General features: G+C 38.8%; 18 protein-coding genes and 1 pseudogene. All 19 read right to left on the reverse strand.

Annotated elements, in window-relative coordinates:
- Positions 1-44: 44 nt before the first annotated feature.
- The gene (locus tag QSJ81_RS20380) at positions 45-431 is read right to left on the reverse strand and encodes a GxxExxY protein (RefSeq protein ID WP_285719190.1); all 387 of its coding nucleotides are present in this window, start codon (positions 429-431) and stop codon (positions 45-47) included.
- Between the two features lie 51 nt (positions 432-482).
- The gene (rfaE2, locus tag QSJ81_RS20385; protein WP_285719191.1) at positions 483-950 is read right to left on the reverse strand and encodes a D-glycero-beta-D-manno-heptose 1-phosphate adenylyltransferase; all 468 of its coding nucleotides are present in this window, start codon (positions 948-950) and stop codon (positions 483-485) included.
- A 117-nt stretch (positions 951-1,067) separates the two neighbouring features.
- On the reverse strand, positions 1,068-2,066 hold the full coding sequence (locus tag QSJ81_RS20390; protein WP_285719192.1) for a bifunctional heptose 7-phosphate kinase/heptose 1-phosphate adenyltransferase: 999 nt from the start codon (positions 2,064-2,066) through the stop codon (positions 1,068-1,070).
- Positions 2,067-2,081: 15 nt separating this feature from the next.
- Positions 2,082-3,557: an LPS-assembly protein LptD gene (locus tag QSJ81_RS20395; protein ID WP_285719193.1), complete on the reverse strand. Its 1,476-nt coding sequence runs from the start codon at positions 3,555-3,557 to the stop codon at positions 2,082-2,084.
- A 372-nt stretch (positions 3,558-3,929) separates the two neighbouring features.
- The gene (locus QSJ81_RS20400; RefSeq protein ID WP_285719194.1) at positions 3,930-4,853 is read right to left on the reverse strand and encodes a hypothetical protein; all 924 of its coding nucleotides are present in this window, start codon (positions 4,851-4,853) and stop codon (positions 3,930-3,932) included.
- 263 nt (positions 4,854-5,116) lie between these two features.
- A complete protein-coding gene (locus tag QSJ81_RS20405; RefSeq protein WP_285719195.1) occupies positions 5,117-5,548 on the reverse strand; it encodes a hypothetical protein in 432 nt (143 codons plus the stop codon).
- 142 nt (positions 5,549-5,690) lie between these two features.
- Positions 5,691-6,989 (reverse strand): UFO1_4202 family uranium-binding S-layer protein, encoded by a 1,299-nt coding sequence (locus tag QSJ81_RS20410; protein ID WP_285719196.1) that lies wholly within the window; start codon positions 6,987-6,989, stop codon positions 5,691-5,693.
- A 1,436-nt stretch (positions 6,990-8,425) separates the two neighbouring features.
- Positions 8,426-8,777 (reverse strand): annotated as a pseudogene (locus tag QSJ81_RS25815) (S-layer homology domain-containing protein); the annotation flags it as partial.
- A 204-nt stretch (positions 8,778-8,981) separates the two neighbouring features.
- Positions 8,982-9,431, reverse strand: a complete 450-nt coding sequence (locus QSJ81_RS20420; RefSeq protein WP_285719198.1) for a RuvC family protein — start codon at positions 9,429-9,431, stop codon at positions 8,982-8,984.
- A gap of 285 nt (positions 9,432-9,716) precedes the next feature.
- Positions 9,717-10,847, reverse strand: coding sequence for an S-layer homology domain-containing protein (locus QSJ81_RS20425; RefSeq protein ID WP_285719199.1), 1,131 nt, complete (start codon positions 10,845-10,847; stop codon positions 9,717-9,719).
- 614 nt (positions 10,848-11,461) lie between these two features.
- Positions 11,462-12,718 (reverse strand): DUF3084 family protein, encoded by a 1,257-nt coding sequence (locus QSJ81_RS20430; RefSeq protein WP_285719200.1) that lies wholly within the window; start codon positions 12,716-12,718, stop codon positions 11,462-11,464.
- Positions 12,719-12,997: 279 nt separating this feature from the next.
- Positions 12,998-14,086 carry an LptF/LptG family permease gene (locus QSJ81_RS20435; protein ID WP_285719201.1) on the reverse strand — a complete coding sequence of 363 codons (1,089 nt, stop codon included), beginning with the start codon at positions 14,084-14,086 and terminating at the stop codon, positions 12,998-13,000.
- Between the two features lie 104 nt (positions 14,087-14,190).
- The gene (lptB, locus tag QSJ81_RS20440; RefSeq protein ID WP_285719202.1) at positions 14,191-14,910 is read right to left on the reverse strand and encodes an LPS export ABC transporter ATP-binding protein; all 720 of its coding nucleotides are present in this window, start codon (positions 14,908-14,910) and stop codon (positions 14,191-14,193) included.
- A 157-nt stretch (positions 14,911-15,067) separates the two neighbouring features.
- Positions 15,068-15,781 carry an LptA/OstA family protein gene (locus QSJ81_RS20445; RefSeq protein ID WP_285719203.1) on the reverse strand — a complete coding sequence of 238 codons (714 nt, stop codon included), beginning with the start codon at positions 15,779-15,781 and terminating at the stop codon, positions 15,068-15,070.
- Positions 15,778-16,338, reverse strand: a complete 561-nt coding sequence (gene lptC, locus QSJ81_RS20450; RefSeq protein ID WP_285719204.1) for an LPS export ABC transporter periplasmic protein LptC — start codon at positions 16,336-16,338, stop codon at positions 15,778-15,780. The genes QSJ81_RS20445 and lptC overlap by 4 nt, the downstream gene beginning before the upstream one ends.
- Positions 16,335-17,270, reverse strand: a complete 936-nt coding sequence (locus QSJ81_RS20455) for a lysophospholipid acyltransferase family protein (protein WP_285719205.1) — start codon at positions 17,268-17,270, stop codon at positions 16,335-16,337. Before QSJ81_RS20455 ends, lptC begins: the two co-directional genes overlap by 4 nt.
- Before the next feature lie 16 nt (positions 17,271-17,286).
- Entirely contained in the window at positions 17,287-17,832 is a 546-nt protein-coding gene (locus QSJ81_RS20460; protein WP_285719206.1) for a KdsC family phosphatase, read from the reverse strand.
- A complete protein-coding gene (locus QSJ81_RS20465; protein ID WP_285719207.1) occupies positions 17,832-18,800 on the reverse strand; it encodes a KpsF/GutQ family sugar-phosphate isomerase in 969 nt (322 codons plus the stop codon). Before QSJ81_RS20465 ends, QSJ81_RS20460 begins: the two co-directional genes overlap by 1 nt.
- Before the next feature lie 249 nt (positions 18,801-19,049).
- A complete protein-coding gene (gene kdsA / locus QSJ81_RS20470; RefSeq protein ID WP_285719208.1) occupies positions 19,050-19,874 on the reverse strand; it encodes a 3-deoxy-8-phosphooctulonate synthase in 825 nt (274 codons plus the stop codon).
- Positions 19,875-19,910 lie beyond the last annotated feature (36 nt).

The following is a 19,910-nucleotide window of genomic DNA, read 5'->3' on the forward strand; positions in this document are numbered from 1 at the left end:
AAAAAAATATTTTAACCGCAGAGATGCAGAGAGCACAGAGAATATTATTTTGATTTTGTAACACGCTTTATTCCATCACACAAGTATTTTGTATTAAAATTAATTAATAATCCAAGTTGTAACCCTGTAGTTTTTAAATACGATAATACTTGAGCTACGTGTATATCAGCAAGTTCATTTACTGCCTTTAGCTCAACGACTAGGCATTTATCAATTAACAAATCTAACCGTCCCTCACCGACTGGCTTGTCTTTGTAATTGATATTAATTACCTTTTGTCTTTCTAGTGGTATATTTCTTAGTTGCAATTCATGCACCAGCGCCTCTTCATATACGCCTTCTAGATAACCTGGCCCCAATATTTTATGCACTTCAATCGCTGCACCAATAACTTTATCAATTAAAGCCGCCATGTTATCAGTATATTCCATTAAACCACCCTCTGCGACCATTCTCTGCGTGCTCTGTGCCTCTGTGGTTCATTAATCTTTTTTTATTTTTTTTATAATATTACTTGATGATTTGCCGATTACTTCGGGGATGAGGATGGTTTGACCGCCGTATTCTGAGACGATGGCGGATTCGGGGAGGTCTTTGATGTTGTAGTCGCCACCTTTTACGTAGATGGCTGGTTTGATTTGAGAGATTAAGTTTTCCGCTGTGGCTTCTTCAAATATTACTACATAATCAACAGCAGAAAGAGCCGATAGAACTTCGGCTCGGTCAGCTTGGGTATTTATAGGACGGGTTGGACCTTTTAGGGTACGAACAGATTGGTCACTATTGAGGCCTAGAATTAGACAATCGCCTAGTTCCCTAGCGGCCTGTAAATAGCGGACATGGCCCACGTGGAGAATGTCAAAACAGCCGTTGGTAAACACAATCGTTTTACCATCGGCTTTAAGTTGCTCTGCTATATTCCTCATTTGGTTAGAATCTACAATTTTCATACTACACCTACTTTAAAAAGTATCAAGAAATTTTAACCACAAAGACACAAAGATTTTCTATACATTCCCCATTGTGTTGCACTTCAGTGCAATTGTGTCTTTGTGGTTTAATATTTTTCACTCAAAATGTTCCCCGATTGCTTCGCGGAGTTCTGCGAGGTTAGTGGTTGCTGTGCCTGGTTTTTTGACTACGATACCAGCAGCGAAGTTAGATAACCGCGCCGCCTCTTCATAGGTTGCGCCCGCAGCCAAAGCTAATATCATTGTCGCTACTACCGTGTCCCCTGCGCCAGTTACATCATATACTTCGCTTTTATTGATTACCGGAATATGAGTCATCTTACCTGATTGTTCGAATAGGGTCATACCATCTGGCCCACGGGTAATAAGAACTGCTTTGGCATTAAGCCTTTCTAGAATTGTATTTCCAGCGCTTAATAGTGAAGCTTGGTCGACTATCTCATAACCAACGGCTGCAGCTGCTTCCGATTCGTTTTGCTTTACCACGGTGACTCCATTATACTCCATTACGTTATACCTAGAATCTACAATACAAGGTATATTTTTATCTCGACAAGTTTGAATAATATGGTGTATTAGATGCGGTGCAACCGTGTTACTGCCATAATCACTGATCACGACTCCATCCATGTCGACAATATGAGTCGTTATATAATCTTTGAGGGCTTTCTTCATATTATCATCTAAAGCTTCTTTTTTTTCTTTGTCAATTCGTACAATCTGCTGCCGCACTGTTGCTTGCCCACCTGCCATAATGCGTGTTTTTGTAATAGTTGGTCGATTATAATCCACAAGCAATCCAGCTGTTTCCGTTTTTTTGTCTTTAAGTATTCGTACCAATTCTTGCCCTGCATAATCCTGACCTACTATACCTACAGCATATACAATACCACTTAATGTAGCTGCATTATGCACAACATTTGAAGCACCACCTGGAACAACATTTTCTTTTGTATGCTCCAGTATTAACACGGGAGCTTCTCGTGAAATTCGTGATATTTTACCTTCTAAATAGACATCTGCCACCATATCGCCAACAACCATGATTTTACGATTCTCAAGTTGTGCAATACGATTCAAAAGTTTATTTTGCAATGACTTTACTCCTTTTTACCAGCGTGTCGTACTTATATCAAAATTAATTTGGTGGCGTTTTGCCCGATAGGTAACCGTTGCTTGCCAACAATGTAAATTTCTATACCAAGTATAATCTTGGTCATATACTTTATTATTGTTTAAATCATAGCTTTGCCGGAAACCAACTGTATTCATTTTATCAATTTTATAGGTAAATCCTGCATCAAATTCTCGCGCCATATCGGCCGTATTGTAATTAAATAACGATGTATTATTTTTGGTATAATGGAATTCCGTAGTCGTAGTCCACTTTGGAGACCATTGTTTCATAAGTGATGTATCAAACTTAATCTTATTGGTAGTAGATCCATTATAACTCTCATGGATCCGTTGTATTCCTGTGCCTAAGCCTAAATATAACCCCTTACTAAGGGTAATGGTATCATGCGAAAAATAAAGATTTTCTTCTTGGTGCCAACTGGTTTTGTATGCATCGGTCCATTTACCATAACTCATGTCAAAAGTATAACTAACCGGCAAATCGCCCAACCGTTTTCTATATAAATTGAACTTAACATCAGGCTCTTTCTTAATCCAATTATCATCATCATCGCGAAAATCGCCCTGTTCTAAGTTGATTGAATAGCTTTTTTCCCTATCAATCACCCCAACAGTTGGTTTAAAACCCGATTTGGAGTAATAAGCCAAATTTGTATAAGCAGAAACAGTATTACCCACTGGATACTCTAAATGTTGTATTATATATGCGCCATCTGAATTTCGATATCCAATACGTGGGAAAGCAGTTTCACCTTCACCTTTTTTTAATGATTTTTTATATTTCGGTACGGAATAAATGACTACATTCTTAATCCACATTTTAGCATTGTATGCAATCATCTTTTCCCCGGGCCAAATTTCAATTTTATCAGCGCTGATATGATAATCAGGTACGATTGCAGGACATTGAGTCATCGTGCCATCATGAGCGATCAGCTCACCAGGAAAAAACTCAAGCTCTTTCCCAGAAATATGCTCTTTGCCTACGATCCCCTTAACTTGCTGCATGTTCCCTAAGTGAGTCGTGTAATTGTAATGGGTATGTGTACCCACCAGCTCACTACCTGGCTGCTGTAGTGTCGCCTTATCGTCTACCCATACTTCTGTAGTTTTGTTATTGCCATGTATAACATCTGCTAAAAGAACATCGGTATTTTGTTTTACAACTACATTGCCTTCAGCAAATATCTCACCTGTTTCCTCACTAAAAGATAAATTCTTACCTTCAATTACAATTGGATATTTGGGTTTATCTTTTTTTGTTTCCTTTTTGGTTTCCTTGTTTGTTGTCTTGGTTGTATTGCTTGTAGCGGTTGTAGCCTTTAACTGAGGTTTATCAGTCGTATCAGGAGCTTGCTCTCCCTGGGTATCAGCTGCTCGTCCCACCACAGAGGCACTAGAAACTAACATCAATACAGATGCACAAACCATAAATTTCTTTATTTGCATTACTTTCTCCTATCAAAAAAAATTTAGATCAATAAAACATTATGTCCAAGGCACAATACATAAAAAACTTTTTGAACCACGAAGATACGAAGAGATTGTGAAGAATAGAAATAGGCCTAGTCTCCCTTCGCACTCTTTCTGTGTCTTCGCGATCTTCGTGTTTCATTGTTTTCCCACAAAGCTTCAAATTCTATTATCAAAAAAACATATACTTTAAACAAAAGAAAGTTTTGAGCCACAGAGGCACAGAGAACACAAAGGTGGCATTTTTCCTTATTTTATTCTATTATTATACCACTTTTCTTATATAACTCCATACGGCAATATGTAGAAAAAGCCGTCTATTGACGGCTTTTGTGAAAATTTACCTAATTATTTCCCCTGTATACCATAAACATTTGTTTCTACTTTTGTTTGAATATACATTTCGGTACCTGCAGGAATCTCTACTTCTTTACCATGAACAAAGGCTCCGCCAACGATACCAATTGGTCCTAAAATGGCCATACCCGCAATGGAGGCGCCTGCCGCTGTCGCTAATGACTTATTTTCCTCTTTTGCTTTTTCTCCTAGTATCGTATTAATCATCGTGCCGTCTATGGCCTCTATTGTATCAAAAGTAACTTGGAGCTCAGCATTGCGGCCAAAATTTCTAGCCCCTTCTACCTTATTGACCACCCCTTGACCTTGCGCTCCCTTAGGAATTACCAAGTTTCCATCAATATAGATGTCATCAGCAGTCTGAAACACTACAACATCTCCAGGGCGACTGGTACGTGTATTAAGTGGTGTAACTAACTTTATTTTGAGTAAACTATCTTTACTTACTGCTGCATTCGTAATAGATACTTTACCGTTTGCATAAGCCAACTTTAATAATTTGTTTAACCGCTCATCATAGGAACCTGCGGAAGGAATTCCAGTAAGCATATGTTCAAGATTTTCAATCCGCCCTTTAGCTGGGCCTGTTGTAACAGCATGAGTAAGAGACCATTCAACAGCATTCAATTTAATAAAAAAGGATGGTGCATCTACAAAGTTATCGTGGGAATAAGAGTATAAAGTATCTGCACGGTTAAGCAATGCTTCTTTGCTTTCCTTTCCTAATACATCTTTTTCTAATTTACTCATACGCTCTACTAACGCACCTGTCATTTCGGCACCATAAAAAAACTTTTCCGTAGCAACAATCTTATCCAAGACAGTCATTTCTGAAACAGATTTAGCAAAAGCAAGCCCCATATTCGAACATATAAATAATGTAAGTATTGTTAAACTAATAAATTTACGCCACATGTAATGCATGTCCTCCTTTTAATTTTGTCTAATTATATCATAATTCGTGATTACTACAAAATTTTCCTGCTGAGACTAACTATTAGACAGCAAAAAATAAAGGAATCGTTAACCGCAGAGAAGCAGAGGACACAGAGAAAAAACAAAATAAAAAATTTGAACCACAAAGACACAAAGGGCACAAAGGAGTTTTTCACTATCCTTTGTGTACTGCGATGGCAGTATTGTGCTTTTGTGGTTCAAAAAATTGTTCTTTTTCTTTACTAAATTTTTACATCAATGATAGCTGAAACCCCTACACCATTGACACGAGAGAAGTTTACAGGGTTTTTGCTATCAATTGGTATTAATGCCTTTACGCGAAAGGTTCTTCCACTAAAGTCACCTTCAATTTGAACAACTGCTTGAGTTCTGTCTATTAGTTCTTGGGAACCAATTACCTGGGCAGCACCTATGTAACCACCGTCGCCGAAGCTAAGAATTGGCACGACTTTCGTTGCGTAGTCAGAACCAGCGCCATGCTTAAATGTGAGAGTATTGATAAAACCATTCAGTTGACCTGAGAACTTATCAATCAGAATGGAAATACCACCAACTTTTAAAATATCACCAAAGCCAAAGGCTTGGGTAACAGGCACTGCAGAAACAGATAGCAGACAAATGACTAGCAGACCGGTAATAAATCGTTTTTTCATGACTTTCCCCACCCTTGTAGATATTATTTGGATATTCATACCTTCTATGTAATAACCATTATTTCCTGCTGAATTAATCAATGAAAATAATGGAAAAATAAAAGCCGCTGGCAAATGCCAGCGGCTTCTCAGTGAGTTGTTCTTAGAAGAAGAACTCAACTTGTGCTTGATAGAATTTAGTTTTTTCAGTGGATACTGCATCGTTAGTTGGTTTAAGATCTGCATATTTAACACGAAGAACAGTATTCAACATTGGAGTATAGTTAAATCCTACTTCATAACCTTTAGCACCAATAGCTGTTCCGTTGGCGAGGTCAATTTGACCGAATGCAGTGTAAGCGCCATCAAAAGTAGCCTTAGGAGAAGCATAGCCATCTAAGTGACGATAGTTAACCCATGCGCCATAAGAGCCAACTTTCTTTTTATCAGCACCTTTGTAATCAAATTCAGCATAATATGCTTTATTTTGCGTATCAGCATCAGACTTACCATAAGAAGCATTTAAAGCCCAATCTTTAGCGAATTTTGTATTAAAACCAGCTTCCCAAACTTTAACTTTATCATTATCATTTCCTGAGAAATTCAATTTCCCTGTTTTGTCTGTATCTTTAAACTGATAATAACCACCATTTAATGTAGTCGCTTTGGAAGTATCATATTTCAAACCTAAACCAAGTACTTCCAAGTTAGGGCTCCACCCAGTAACTTTTGAATCATTACCCCATTCATCTGTATTGTTGTCTCTACCATAGAACAGATTAGCTTTCAATGCATTACCTGCTGCAAAATTCACACCATTTAACGTACTATCAATCATTAAACCATTGTTTAAGAAGTAGTCAAAACGACCGATGGTAGCTGTTGTACCAAAAAGTTGTCCTTTTACATAAGCATTATCCATGGTTACGTCAGTATTACCAGAATTTTTCAAGTCATTAACAGCTTGCAAACGACCATAGTAAGACCATTGATCATTAATTTGACCATCAAGATTTACACGAGTACGTAAGTTAAAAGTATTAGGTTTTCCTCCCAAATCATCGGAGTATTTTTCAGCTCTCAAACGAGCTTCACCAGTTACTTTAATTGTAGAGGAATTTTTTTCTAATTTAGTTACGCGAACATTTAAGCCTTCCAATTCGCTAGCGAATTCTACGGAAAGTTTGTCGATGGTAGCTTTTTGTGCTGCATCAGCTTTGTCGGAATGAGCCATAGCTTTTGCTACGATTTGAGCCATTTCATAACGGCTGATCATTTTGTCGCCTTTGTATGTACCGTCGCCATAACCATCAACGATACCTGCTTTTGCCAATGAGCTTACAGCATCATAGGACCAATGTTTTGCAGGAACGTCAGAGAAAGGATTTGTTGCAGCGAATGAAGTACCAGCTACGCCAAGTATCATTGCTGCTGCCAAGGAAGCTACTAATTGTTTTTTCATGATAATCTCTCCTTAGGTTTTTATTTTTTTGGGTTTACGATGAACCTCCACCTAAGAAAGGATATCTTTTGAGTATCCATGTTTCCTCAATGTTATCCTAGCTTAAAGTTTACAGTTCATATCTATTCACTACTGCGAGAATTTTTCGTCATACAAAAATTTCTTTTGATGACAATTAGTTTCTAGCAGTGAAAGATCTTAAAAATAAATCTCCATATAAGTAATATATTCTATATATTGAGAAATATTCAACATTGTATTAAATTTTCCCTGTTTTTTCAAAGATAATATTAACTTTATATGAAAAATTTAACATGTTCTTTACATTTCCAATTTTACACAATAATGACTGATAAGTCAAGTTGATTTTTTTCAAAAATGTATCATACCAATGTACATTTTTTATGAGCTAAAAAAGAAACCTGACCGAAGTCAGGTTTCTTTTTTCTGTATGAATTAGAATTTAGCAGTTACATTTACACGATAATAATTGTAATCGTCTTTTTGAGTGTCTTTATTATCAATCTTCACATAGTGGAATTCAGTAGTAAGGTTTTTGCTGAGAGCGCGGTTGTATGAGTAGTCCCAACCAGTGAATTTAGTAGCAACATTCTTAGCAGCATCTAATGTTGTCAAACCACTACCATTAGGAGTATCTATTCCTAATGAATTTGCACCTACTGAGTAGTATTGGACAACAAAGTTTTGGTCGCCGTCTTTCTTAAGGGATTGTGCACCATACTTCGCTAATACAGTATAGAATTTGTCATCGTGTGTAGCGTAATTAGCATCATTTTGTCCACCTTCAGCAGTTAATGAAAACTTAGAATTAAAGGTATATGCTGCATTGAGGTATTTGAGTTTTAAGACATCTGGACCAATCGCAGTATTAGTAGATGTTGGAGCATTATCTCTTACGGCGAAATAACCTCCACCATAAGCAAATTTACCAGTCTTAGTGGATAATTCAACTGAATCAACATCGATTTGGCTTACCAAACGACCATGATTCACAGTAGCATTTACTGCGCCTATTTTTGTAGCAAGTTTAATACCATCGAAGTTAATATTGCCATTATCAACGATAGCTTGAGTTGTACCAACTACTAGAGATTGACGACCAGCAGTAGCAGTAACAGTACCCATTTGACGAGTTAGGAATGCACGGTCAATTGTCGCATTATCAGTACCAGTACCATTATTATCTCCTAATTTATCAGACCCAAAAGTAGACCATTGAGAACCGGCAGGCAATCCATAAGCACTTAACTTCTTATTGTAACTATTATTTGCAATTCTCATTCCAAAAGTTGTATTCTCGTCAACAACAGCCTTAGCATCTAAGCGCAATCTGTATTTAAATGCTGTTGTATCTGCAATTCCCTCATTATCTTGTGAATGGTAACGTAATCCAAAAGTACCATTGAATTTTAAATTAGGTTGGTTTTTTTCCAAATTACCTACGCGTACACCAAGCTTGTCCAATTCATCGGAAAATTCAGCTTGCAATTTTTTGATTTCTGCTTTTTGTTGCGCATTCGCTTTTTCTTCGTTGCCCATAGCTTTTGCTACAATTTGAGCCATTTCATAACGAGTGATGGTTTTGTCACCTTTGAAAGTGCCATCGCCATAGCCGTCAACAATACCAGCCTTAGCCAACATTTTTACAGAGTCATAAGCCCAGTTATTCGCAGGAACGTCTACGAAAGGGTTGGATGCAGCGAAGGAAGTACCAGCTACACCAAGGATCATTGCGGCTGCCAAAGAAGCTACTAATTGTTTTTTCATGTTTAGAATCTCTCCTTAGGTTTTTTATTTTTGTTCAGCAAGTCCTACACCATAAGCCTAAGAAGAATCCAAACTTGAGTGTCCATGTTTCCTCAAATGATTTCTTTCGCAAACTTACTATGTAAAATCTTACTTCACTTTTGTGTATATTCTCCAACTTTTTTTTTTATCCTTCTTGTATTTTGTATTTTTTTATAATTTTTGTTAAGTTTTTGTTATGTTTTCGTTTAATACTTGCTTATTCATAAGAAAATAGCGTTCTGCTAGTATTACGGCTACATAATCGTCCACTGGACAGGGTGGCACTTGCATTGTTACTGGGATTAGGCGTTTTAAGCCTTTGGGAGGATTCTCACGCCAGTAGCGAAGGCGACCTTCATCCGTGGTACGGTATTCGTCTACGAGAATGAGAGTTATTGATTGGTCGATATCTTTTATTTTTTCTAATGTTTTTTTTGCATCTTTACTCGAAGTCCCATCTCCCATAATGATTGTTTCTATATGATAACTACTAGTCAGCTGTTCTATCGTAGTAGCTAGATTGATTGTATCAATTATCGCTTGCTTTAATACACCTTTTTCTTTATGTACAACAGCTATTCCGCATTTTTCTCTTCCTGGATCAATGCTGATAATCGTTTGGCTTATGGTCACGACACATCCCGCCTTTCAGGCACCCCTCTGGTAGAGGGGAATTTTTATATTGTATTGTTAATGTTCTCGGTTGATGGGTGAATTCCTTTGAGAGATTTTAATTTGAACCACAGAGGCACAGAGCTGCTTACGCGGACACAGAGAACACTAAGGTTATATACTCACGAATACTATAATAATCCTCTGCGCCCTCTGTGGATCTCTGTGTTCTCTGTGTTTCAACTCTCTGCCAAGGCCAACGGAAAAAGAGCACCCCGAGGGGGTGCTCTTTTGATTAAGGTTAAATTAGAATTTTACGTTAACAGCTGCAGAAGTACGTGCATTCATGTTATCGAAATCTTGGTATTTAACATTTAAGTTAGCATTTTTAGTAAGAGCTTTGTCGTATTGATATTCCATACCTTTAATTGCTACGTCTGTAGGAAGAGCAATTACATCAGAGCTAGAGTAAGCATTGTAAACGCCTGCATCTGCATCTCTATGAAGAACAGTCAAGCCAGCTTTGTCGAATTTAACACCAAAAGCAGTAGCACTTGCTTTGTTAGTATCGTTCTTAACATAATCAGCAAGAGCAGTTACGCCGTGAGCGATAGGAGCAGAACCATTGATTGCATATGCTTTGTTGTCACCGTTTTTCAAGTAGTCAGCAGTTACTTTTCCACCCATTACATTAACACCATATTCAGCAGCATACATGTGTTCAGGAGCATTAGCAGTTCCATTAGTAGTAGTTCCAGTATTATTACCTGCAAACAATTTTAATGCACCAGTTTGAAGTCCAAGACCAGTCATTCTATCATCAAACAGAATGCCTGAACCTAAAGTTACGTCTTGACGACCTACAGTAGCTTTTGCACCCAATGCATTGAATGCTACGTTAGCAGTATCTAATTTAACACCAACGGTTTGGTTATTATCGCTAGGATTGAAGTTTGCACTTAAACGCGCATTGTAGCCAATTTCATTGTTGATTTTACCATCAAAAGAAACGCGAGTACGAAGGTCAGTTTTGTCATTCGTATCTTTTACATCAGTATAACGCACACGAGCATCACCAGAGATTTTTACCATGTTGTCGATTTGGTTTTGCATGCCTTCTACTTTAACACCCATAGTGTTTAATTCAGTAGCGAATTCTTTTTCTAATTTTTCAACAGTTGCTTTTTGATCATTGTTCAATGATTTTGTCATAGCTTTTGCTACGATTTGTGCCATTTCGTAACGAGTAACAGTTTTGTCACCTTTGAAAGTGCCATCGCCATAACCATCAACGATACCAGCTTGTGCCAATTTGGATACTGCATCATATGACCAGTGTTTTACAGGAACATCGGAAAAAGGATTAGCGAATGCTGGTACTGCAATGCTAGCAGCCAATGCAGTTGTTACTGCTACTTTTAAAAGTCTCTTGTTCATTTGAAGAATCCCCCTAAAATGTTTTTTAATTTTGCGGGTGCTATCACCAACATGATAAGAGCTATTGACTAAAGGGGGCGTTCCATGAGTGTCCACGTTTCCTCAGCAACAGCCTTCCTATACTCTATATCACTTTCATGCCCCTGTCGCTTTTCACAGGTTCTAGTTTACATAATTCTATAAATCTTTTTAAAGTCCTGCTTATGTTCTTGGTGTAAATATTGGTATTATTCTTGCAATTCCAGGATTGACCATTTAGTCAGATCACTTTAAAAAAATATGATAGTTTACATAACGCTAGATATTTTCGCGGGTGTTCTCACCAACATAATCTTGGATGCTCTGCATGCCACTTTTATGTCCCTGTCGCTTTCACAGGTTCTAGTTTACATAATTCTATAAATCTTTTTATATTCCTGCTTATGACCTTAGTGTAAATATTGGTATTAATCTAATATCTACAAACATTGACTAGTTGGTCATACTCACTTAAAAAAATATTATAGTTTTACATAACTATTATACTTTTGTAATTCTGCAAAAAAATAAGGAATCCTGCTTTTTAAGCAGGATTCCTTATTGGTAACTTTTGCAATGGTTTCTTAAGGTGTATCCTATTCTGCTCCCCCTTGAATATGCATCTCGATTTTTAAAGGGCCTACGGCATAGGTATCCTCTTTAGCGGTGGCCGTAATCATAACTTTACCTTTGTTATACCGTTTTACTTTGTTGACGGTATCATAAAACTCAGCACCGTTCATAGCTCCTACGGTTCCTTGAATCGGATCCGGCAATATACCTTTATTCACGGCAGTCACGTTGACCTTCCGCAAAAAGGTCATCACAGCCTCTTCAGGCTGCTCTGTCTTAGACCCAAGGTCAATCACTGCCATTTGAATGGTTTCTCCCTTTTTATAGATAAGGTTATTCGGGAAAAGATTAATTTGACCAATAACTGGTTCGCCATATACAGTATTACCGTTTGCTGTTATACGTACAATAGCATTCTGAGGAATTTTTGCTAATGTTGCTGCCACTTTATCAAAGTCGGCCTGGGCAATCCACAGTACGTTTAAGCTTCTATCTTCAATCCCCAGTCTATCAATTACATGCTGATTCGTATCATAAATTGCTTCGGCTAAGGCTCTTTCTGTATCACTCTTACTTTCTCCACCTGGAAGAATAACTGTAGAAAGTACTTCTCCTGCTCTATATATAATAGAACCTTCACGTACTACTTGAATGCCTTGACCTAATCTCGTTGTCAATTGATTTAACCGATCTACGTCATCTTGTAATGTTACTTTGGCTTCGTTTAGAGACTGAACCCGTATATCTAGCTGGTTCTTTGTCTCTTGCAAAGTACTAATTGCCTGCTGTGCTTTTGATAGATCACCTTTGGCTAGCGCATAGTCTGCTTGGGTTTGCTGCAGTTCCAAAGAGGTACGATCCCTCTGGGCTATTACTGCAGATAACTCTTCGGTAATCGCACTCAAACGCTCGGCTGTATCTTTTACTTTTAGGGTGAGGGCTGTATATTCCGCATTTTTGGCTTCCAGAGCAGCACGGCTAGTGGCAAGCTCTGCATTTTTGCTTGTTACTTCTTGATTGAGGGAAGATAATTGCTTAGCTAACGCTTCCATACCAAAGAGGGCGGTACGCACATCTTGTGAGACTAATGCCAATACACCAATTGTGGAAGCGGTAATAAGAAAACCTGTAATGATGGTAACGATGATAGAAGTATGCTTGGGGCGTAAACCAAAGATGCTAAGTTTCTTTTTACCTACTTTTGTACCTAATTTGTCACCAATGTAGGCAATGGCACCACCAGTAATGGTAAGAATGGCTATAAGGGTTAGACCGTACATGATGTGCTACCTCCTTTCTTTCTAATGAGGAAATTTTAAATAGACAATTGAAACGGGAAGGAATGAAGAGTTTTTGAACCACAAAGACATAAAGGACACAGAGGGATTCTGAAACGCGAAGATGAAAAGCGCTGTGCGGAAGTGAAAGACGCGAAGGATTTTTGAACCACAGAGACACAGAGGGCGCAGAGAGGGTATCATTTTATTTCTAGAGATATTTCCCGCATCCGCTCTGTGGTCTCTGCGCCTCTGCGGTTCGTTCGTTATCTTCTATAATACTTAGCGTGAGGCTTTGCGAACTAGGAGAGCTCCTGCAATAATACCGATAATATTAGGTATCCAAGCAGCTAATACTACAGGAAGGGCACCACCTTGCCCTAATGCAGTGAAGACGGTCATTATGGTGTAGTAAACGAAGATAATAATAATACTAATTCCTAATCCAATAGAAGAACTAGATCGATTAGGCTGCAATCCAAGGGGTGTGCCAATGAGAGCAAAAACAAAACTCGCCACTGGAATGGAAAGACGTTGCTGTAATTCCATTTCATATTTTTTAGCGTCTACATACTCTTGTCCTAATATCTTAATATGCTGCTTTAGTTCCTTAATGGTCATTTCCTCTGGTTTTTTTTGTTCACGGGAAATGGCACTTGGAGCTTTATCCATTGGCATAACTTGCTCAGCAAAATGCATAGTACGTTCTAGGTTTCCTTCGGCTGTCAAATCATGAATAATTCCATTATACATGGTCCAATGATTATCTTGCCATACTGCTTTTTCTGCATTTTCAACTCGTGCTAATTGGCCATTATCAAATTCCTGCGTGGCTACGGCATACATAGTATTTGTTTCTTCTTCATATTTACGAGCATAGGTTAGTCTTTCTAACATATCCCCTTTAACATCCTTAATAATAATATGTTCCTGCGATTTTAGCGCCGTATTCTTCTGAATTTCAGAACGCACCACGTAGTTGTAAGCTTCATTGGATTGAGGAACAACCATTTCAGCAAACACCACCGCAAAGATACTTACAAAAAATGCAACAATAAATACGGGAGCTGCTAGGCGATAGAAGCTGATTCCCCCTGATCGCATGGCTGTAATTTCACTAGAACCAGATAGACGGCCAAAGGCTAACAGTGCTGCCAAAAGCATAGACATAGGAAAAGTTAACACAACAATGCTAGGCAGGCTATAAATGAATAATTTCACTACAGAACTCAGGGACGCACCATATTGGGTTACATATTGGGCGATTCGAAGCATGGTGCTCGTGCCAATAAAAACACTGGAAAAAGAGGCAATGCCAAAAATAAAGGGACCTAACAGTTCTTTTATTATATATTTATCAAGTATGCGCATAAATTTCTCCCTTTTACAAAAAACATAAAAAAAACATTTGAAACACAAACAACACTAAGCCGCTTCGCGGACACAAAGATCACAAAGGAGATCTAAATTAAAATTTATAAGCTAAAATTCTCACCGAGATAGAATTTTTTAGCGATTTCACTATTGGCAATGGTATCTGCATCACCATGAATTAAAATTTGGCCCTCATTTAAAATATAGGCACGATCTACAATGCTTAAGGTTTCTCTAACATTGTGATCGGTAATCAGCACACCAATTCCGCGTTGTTTTAGATAACTAATAATCTCTTGAATATCAGCAACAGCAATCGGATCAACACCTGCGAAAGGTTCATCTAGTAATATAAATGCTGGGTCAGTAGCTAAGCAACGGGCAATTTCCACCCTGCGGCGTTCTCCGCCTGATAGTTGGGAGCCTTTGCGCTTACGAACATGAGTAATATTAAATTCATCCAGCAATTTTTCTGCTTTTTCTGTCCGCTGATCAGATGTTAACTGTGTCGTTTCCAAAATGGCCATAATATTATCTTCTACAGAAAGTTTACGAAATACGGATGCTTCTTGGGGCAGATAACCTACACCAAAACTGGCACGACGGTACATAGGCGTTTCTGTTACTTCCTCATCATTAATGACAATCATACCACTGTTAGGACGTTCCAAGCCAACAATCATATAGAAAGTCGTTGTTTTACCAGCGCCGTTAGGACCCAATAGGCCAACAACTTCCCCTTGGTTGACCCGTAAGCTAACGCCATCAACTACATTGCGATTTTTGTAGGTTTTCACCAGATTAAACGTTTCGATATACATATGAAAACTCCTTGCTCTAAGGATTAAATATTATCTTTTTAATCAGATAAGCATTAAAATAGTTGAACCACAAAGACACAAAGGACACTATAGAATTTATTCTTTTGTGCACCGCACAGCGGTATTGTGTCTTTGTGGTTCAACATTCATTACATTCTTATTGAGGTGTTATGACAAGTTTGCTGCGACCTTGCACGTCAATGACTTTATTATCTAGGTATAAGGTTAAGGTATTGCCTGTCAACACGTTACCGTCTTGCACTGCTCTTGCATTGCCTGTAAGAACTGTTTTTCCCTGTTGATCTTTGCTACCATAATACACGGCTTGGTCTGATGTCGCGTCCATATTGCGAGTTTCACTGACGATATGCACGTTACCTTGGGCTACAGCGCGATTTTCACTGAAAAAGGACTCTATTTGATCCGCTGTCATAATCCCATCTGGAGTATTTAAGTTTGCCCATCCTTTGACTATAGCATATTGCTTGTCAGAATAATAGTCAATTTTAGGCCCTGTCAGTTTACTTGTTCCCTTTGTTAATATAGGATCTCCCGTTGCAACCATATGAACATTGTCATAGGAGTGTACTTCTTGTGCAGTTAAGGTAGCATCTTCTTGTACTACTTGCACACCACCAAATACATGTGCTTCCTTGGTCTTACTATTATATTCTGCACTACTACCTGTCATAGTAGCATTTTCTTGCACCATACGTACATTTCCTTGGGCTGTCATAATCCCTTTGACCGAATCATATTCAATGCTGTCTGCCGCCAGCTCCACTGGCTTGTTTTGCGCAGCATAACCGTATGAAGCTATCATAGAGGCAAGTACCAAGGTAAAAACTGTTCTCGTTATATTCGCTTTCATTGGGAAGACCCTCCTTTTATGACCTTAGCATTGCCATACACTTTTACTTTTTCCATATTGGAATCGCTTTCTATTTTATCTCCTGTAATGACAGTATCCTCTTTAGTAAGAATTACATCACCAGACCCATAAAAACGTTTTTCATTACTTGACCACCGTGCATCCTTGGCATTAAAGGTTCCTCCATCACTGGCCACAGCACGGACCTGAGTCGACATTGAAATGTCTTTCGTCTTACTATCTAAAAATGCCTCTGGAGCTGTAATCTCAATTTTACCACCTTTTTCTTGATAAAAGGTGCCTACTAGATTTTTCATTTGTACATTTTTGGTAGTTACATCAATCTCGATGGTCTCGGCTTTTAATTCCCACAAACGTTTGCCATCTTTTTCTTCAATAATCGAATTGCCTGCATAAGAAAGTTTGGATGTTTGTTGAGCCTCTGGTTCTGCCTCTTTGGCTTGTGGAACTAAGGGTTCATCCTTGAGAAAATAGTATAAACCGCCAACCAATATCATGATAACACAGGCTATGATGCTTCCTGTTGTTTTTTTCATGCCTGTTTACCCACCCTTTCTTTGCCACCAATACTTTCTTCTTGTTTCACGGCAACTTGGGTATAGGCCGTATTCCAACGTTTCTGAAACCATAACCACTCATCCGAATATTGACGAATGGTTTGTTCAATAATTTGGGTCATTTTAATAGTAAGGTTACGAATATCTTCTACTTCGTTACCTGTATCTTCATAATAAAAAGGCTCACCAATAAGAACTCGATGCCCACCCTCTGGACTTCGCACGATAAAACTGGGCACTACAGGCGCTTTGAACTTTTTTGCAAAGATAGCAGGACCTGTTGGTGTAGAGGACATCTTACCCAGAAATTCAATAAATAGGCCATTGACACCTGCATCCTGATCCGCTAAGAAACCAAGAATTTTTCCTTGTTTCAATGCTTTAGCTGCACTTACCAATTCTGCCGTGCCTCTTGAGAAAATTTCAATGCCTACTAATTCACGGTACTCATTTAAAATCCGTGTATGTTGGTCATTGGGCTGCCGTTTAATAACGGCGGCCATAGGGAAACCATCCATAGCCAAGGCTGCGCCTAACCACTCCCAGTTACCAATATGAGCTGTCAGCAAAACTACGCCTCGTCCTTGCTCTACCGCCTGGCTAAGATAATGACGATTTTCTATGCTAATATATTGATGCACATTTTCTACTTTGAGAACTGGCGTATATAACACTTCCAAAAAAGTCTGTCCTAATTTAGTAAACAAACTAGCGATGTTTCTGGAGGCTTCTTCATAAGATATTCCTAAGGATTCTTGCATCTGCTCTAAGGCACGCCGCCGCTGCCGAGCAGCAATATGGTAGTAAAGTCTACCGAGCCTTCTACCTAAAAATAAAACCCAGCTGTATGGTAATAAGCAAACCATACGACTGATACTCTTTAATAAATAATATTGCCAAACGTTAGACATTGACGAGCCTCCTTCCTTACTGCTGTGTTTTTATCTGTCCACCTTGGATGTAGGAGTTTATTATCTCCTCCCACTTCCCTTGGGATTTTAAGATAAATTCAACGACTTCACGAACTGCCCCTTTGCCGCCATGGTGATTGGTCACTAGATGAGCATAACTTTTGACTTCAGGTACAGCATTGGCTACAGCACAGGACAATCCTACTTTTGTCATAACTGATAAATCAATCAAGTCATCACCTACATAGGCTACTTCCTCTAAAGCAAGATTATATTTTTCTACTAGTTCATAAAGAGCCTCTAGTTTATTCTTCGATCCTTGGTAGACATCCAGTATCTTAAGCTCAGAACTGCGCAATTGAACAATCTGGCTTTCTCGGCCAGTTATGATAGCAGTTTTTAAGCCTGCTTTATGAGCAATGGTAATTCCTAATCCATCTTGAGCGTGAAAATTTTTCATTAATTCCCCGTCACGACCAAAGATAATATGTCCATCTGTCAATACACCATCTACGTCTAGGATCAACAGTTTAATTTTTTGTCCACGACTTGTCTTATCCATTATACCACTCCTTGGCGCAATAAGTCAGTAAGGTGAATAATACCAATCGCCTTATTTTGTTCATCAACTACAGGTAATACAGTAATAGGCCTAGGATGATTTTTTTCCATAATACGCAGCGCCTGAGCAGCTAGCTTGTTCGCTGTAATGGTACGTGGCGTTTTTGTCATAAGGCGATCCACCTTTTTATCTAGGAATTCATGCCCTTGCTCTAACCCTCGGCGAATGTCACCATCCGTAATGATCCCAACTAGATGCCCCTGTTCATCCACTACATTAGTAACGCCAAGTCCTTTGGCAGTAATAACAAATAAAGCTTCTTTCACAGTCTTATCTAGGGTAACTAATGGATTTTCTTCGCCGGAATGCATTATGTTTTCTACCGTTAATAAAAGTCTGCGGCCTAACGCTCCCCCTGGATGAAACACGGCAAAATCTTCAGGTGTAAATTTACGTTCTGATAGTAAGGCGACTGCTAAGGCATCTCCCATAGCCAGTGAGGCAGTAGTGCTAGCTGTCGGCGCCAAACCTAAAGGACAAGCTTCTTGCTCTACGGCTACATCGAGAAAAATATCTGCATTTTTGGCCATGGTAGATTCCGCGCAACCAGACATGACTACAATGCTGGCACCAATACGTTTAATGGCCGGAAAAATACTAACAACTTCTGCTGTTTCCCCACTGTTAGACAATGCCAATACAACGTCGTCAGCAGTGACCATCCCCAGGTCCCCATGAATCCCTTCTGCTGGATGTAAAAAAAAGGCAGGAGTTCCTGTACTAGCAAGGGTCGCAGCAATTTTTTTGCCAATATGCCCGGATTTGCCCATTCCGGTAACTACAACCCGCCCTGTGCAAGATAATATCATATCAATAGCAGCTGTAAATTGACCATTTATCCGCGGAATTAAGCTTTCAATGGCTTTTGCCTCAATGGCTAAGACTTTCTTTGCTTGTTCAATAATCATGGCCTATACCTCCGTTAAAAATATTTAAACCGCGAAGATACAAAGTTGGGAAGCGCTGTTCACTATTCTTCATACCCTTCGCATCTTCGCGGTTCGAAATGCTTTTTCTCTATATTCAGAAAGACATTACACTAATAAGAATTGAACCACAAAGACACAAAGGCACTATAGGAATGGATGTTTCCTATTGTGTGCCACGCCAGTGGCATTGTGTCTTTGTGGTTCATTTTTGGGTACATCTAACACATGTTATTTATGTTTACGTACAACATTGTCAAGAGCTTGTACGTCTTTTAGTAAGTCTTCTAGTTGGTCAATGTAGAGCATGTTCGGGCCATCTGATAATGCCTCTGCTGGGTTATCATGAACTTCCATGAATAAGACATCAATTCCTGTTGCTACGGCGGCGCGAGTAAGATAAGGTACAAATTCCCTTTGCCCGCTAGAAGTCGTCCCAGCACCTCCTGGTAATTGTACGCTATGAGTTCCATCAAATACGATAGGATAGCCAAAAGAACGCATGATAGGCAAAGATCTCATATCCGTTACCAAATTATTATAACCGAAGCTTGCCCCCCGCTCTGTCAGGAGAATGTTTTCGTTACCAGCTTCGCGAATTTTCGCAATTACGTTTTTCATATCATTAGGAGCTAAGAATTGTCCCTTTTTTACATTTACCACTTTTCCTGTGCTAGCCGCTTGATAGACTAGGTCAGTTTGGCGACATAGAAATGCAGGTATTTGTAAAACATCCAAGACATTTGCTGCTGGCTCAATTTGTGTACTGCAATGAATGTCACTTACCACTGGTACGCCTAATTCTTCTTTAATTTGCCTTAAGATTTCTAAGCCTTCTGTAAGACCTGGTCCACGAAAAGAAGAATAAGATGAACGATTGGCTTTATCGAAAGATGCTTTAAAAATATAGGGAATACCTAAGCGATCTGTAATTTCCTTTATAGCTTTCCCGATTTTGAGGGTACGTTCTGCCCCTTCAATCACGCAAGGCCCAGCCATCAAAGCGATAGGGTTCTTCCCACCAACAGTAATGGATCCAATGTTAACTGTATTCATAAAAAAGCCTCCTAAATTTTCATTGATTTCGAGGAT

Origin of the sequence: Pelosinus sp. IPA-1 (assembly GCF_030269905.1) — a bacterium.
GTDB lineage: Bacteria > Bacillota > Negativicutes > DSM-13327 > DSM-13327 > Pelosinus.